The sequence below is a fragment of the Bradyrhizobium sp. genome (assembly GCF_049581145.1).
Classification (GTDB): Bacteria; Pseudomonadota; Alphaproteobacteria; order Rhizobiales; family Xanthobacteraceae; genus Bradyrhizobium.
Window position 1 is genome coordinate 1 of record NZ_JBAURI010001053.1, and the last position, 2,669, is coordinate 2,669.

Here is a 2,669-nt window from a genome sequence, read left to right on the forward strand (position 1 = left end):
GTACACTTCGGCATGATAGGTCACGGTCCGCATGAACTTTTCCGCGACTTTCGAGACCGCGTTCTCCGTGAACGAGAGCTTTGTCCTTCCCTTTGGAGCGGCGACGAAGCTGCGCTCGAAAACCTCCCCGGGCAGGCGCGTGGCGAACTCTTCGCCGGCCGCGCTTCGCGCCGCTTTGCGCGCGTCGCCGGCGTGGCTCCTGCCGAGCCGGCCAGCCAGCCGCAAGGCCATCGCGCTGTTGTCGGCCCGGTCACCAGGCGTGGATGTCCGCGCATAATCGGTCGCACCCGCCGTCGCAGCCAGCGCACCATTGACGATGTCGTCAGGCACGGCGTTACGGCGCAGGGCGATTTCCACAGACCTCGACCGGGCTGCAGGAGCAGCGCCGGCAGGCAGCGCCGGCGCGCCGCCGTTCAACGCAGCCTCGAAGAGGCTCTCGACATCGGCCCGGACGTGCGGACCGAAGTCCGGCTGACGGGCGATAGAGCTGGCAGACTGTTTTGTTGTCCTCGTCGCAATCCGGTCGGCGGTGCGGGGGGCCTGTTTCCTCAGTTTTGCGGTCCGTTTCTCGACGCCCCCGCGGGCCTTCGCCATCACGTTGCGGTTCTCGGCTTTCTGGGGGTTGGCGGCGACGTTGGCAAATGCCGCAAACTTCTTGTCGCCGGTCAGTTTCTTAGTGAGTGCATCAACGGCGACGACTTCGGCGTTCCGCGTCGTCTGCAACTCCGGATCAGCCTCGACCAAGGCGGCAGTCGCAGCCCCGGTCACCGAGTCGAGCTCGGGGCCGGTCAATCCCCCCTCCTCCAATATGGCGCGGATCGTATCTTCGTTGCTGTCTCTCGCCTGGGTCCAGGCCCGGAACGCAGCCGCCGTCGCGGTGTCGAGCACGGCGCCGTTCAATCCCATCCGCGTCAATTGGTCTCTGATGATCGATCGTCTGGCAGTTCCCGCAGCTTCATTCACATGCGTAGCGGCCATCTTCACCGCGTCATGCTTATCGAGGCCGAACTTGTCCACCAAGCTGGTCAATTGCTTCCGCGTTTCGACCTCGGCGGCATCGGCGACGCTGCCGGCGGTCGCGCCGGGAGTTGCCTTTCGGATCTTTGCCGTGATTCCGTCCGTGAGATCCTGTCTTGCGCCGCTCAAACTATCGGCGACCTTCTCCCACTCGCCGGAGGCGCCGGCGTTGACGAAATCACTCGTCCGCGCGGCCAGCGCCAGCGCTCCCTGAATCTCGGGCGCCGACTGGCGCTCGACCTCGGCTTCGCGAGAATCCGGTATCAGCCTGGCATATGCGGGCCGTTCTCCTATTAGTCTCTCTCTCGTCTGGGCCCTGATCGTGTCTGCGATCTGCTGCGGGTCGGCGCCCAGATACGTGGTGACGACCGCCTTCTGCCCGGCCGTTTGATCGGGGCGGGCTACGAGATCGCTCAAAATCTGCGGAAGGGCATTCAGCAGCGCGGTCTGGTGAGCGTCCGCCCATTGATCGGTGCCGCCGTTGATTTCGAGTCGTTTTGCCTTGATGGCGGCGCCGACGCCGATGAAATCGTCCACCAGGCCGGGCAGATCCTGCTGCACCGCGGTCTGGACCAGAGCGTCGGTCCCATGCGAAGTTCTAATGTCGGCTTCGAGCCGTTGCATGGCGCCGCGCAGATACGTGGCGACGATCGTGTTGCCGTCCCACGAAGCGGACCTGTTGGTGACAAAACCCTGGGAGAGGCCGTCCAGCGCACTTCTCACGAACGTCCTTGCATACTCTTTCAGGCCGACGGCACCTTTCTCGCCGTTCAGGTAATCTTTCACGGCGCGGCTGCGGACGCTGAGGAATGGACTACGGCGCGCCCACATCTCTCCGCCCTTTGCCAACGGGCCGCGCGTCGCGCTGGCCGTAGCCTCGCGGATGACCTGGCCCCGCACGTTGACCATCGCCTCCGCGGTTGCCTTCGCCGTGGCCTCCGCGCGCTCCTGCAACTGCCCGGTCATCTGTTTTTCCAACACGCGCTCTGCATTGTCGCCTGCGACCTTTGACAGGGGATCCTTCCAGTTCGTCTTGTCCTCGGTGACTTCACGCGCAACCCTTTGCGCCGCATCCCATCCGGAATAGAACAATTTCGTTGCAAGCTGCGCCATGACGGACTGCCTGCGCGCTTCCTGCGCGGCGCTCGCGGCAGCGTTGATGAAATCTTCCACCAGCGTGGCAAGGGCGCTCTGCACGTCCGGCCGGGCCTGCGTGTTGGCCAAAGTGTCCAGGGCCGGATCGTGCGCCAAAGCAGGATCCTGGGCCAGCAAGTCGGATTTGGCTCGACCTTGAATGCTGCCTTCAAGCCTTGTTGCAACCTCGCGCAGGTATGTGTTGATGACATCCTGGTGATCAGCAGTCCGGGGAGTTGAGCCCGCGAAGCTGCCAGTCCCCATCACGAAATCGCTCAACATGTCGGGCAGTCCGCCCTGCCATCCATTGCGATCAGCTGCTTTGAGTTTCTCGACAGCGCGACTCAATTCCGCGGCGACCTGCTGCCATATGCGGGTATCGTCGGCGTTAACACCGTCGGTCATCCTGGCCACGGCCTGCTGCGCCAAAGGCTCGACGGCAGCGTCGATCTCGCTGAGCTCATCGCGATTCGGTTCTCTCCCCGACCGCGTCACAAACACACCTTTCAGTTCGTCTC

1 protein-coding gene is annotated in these 2,669 nt (G+C 63.8%); it reads right to left on the reverse strand.

The genetic code is table 11. From position 1 onward, the window contains the following. Window positions 1-2,556: hypothetical protein (locus WCB02_RS34085; protein ID WP_423965461.1), on the reverse strand; the 2,556-nt coding region annotated here is incomplete at its 3' end. Between the last annotated feature and the right edge of the window lie 113 nt (window positions 2,557-2,669).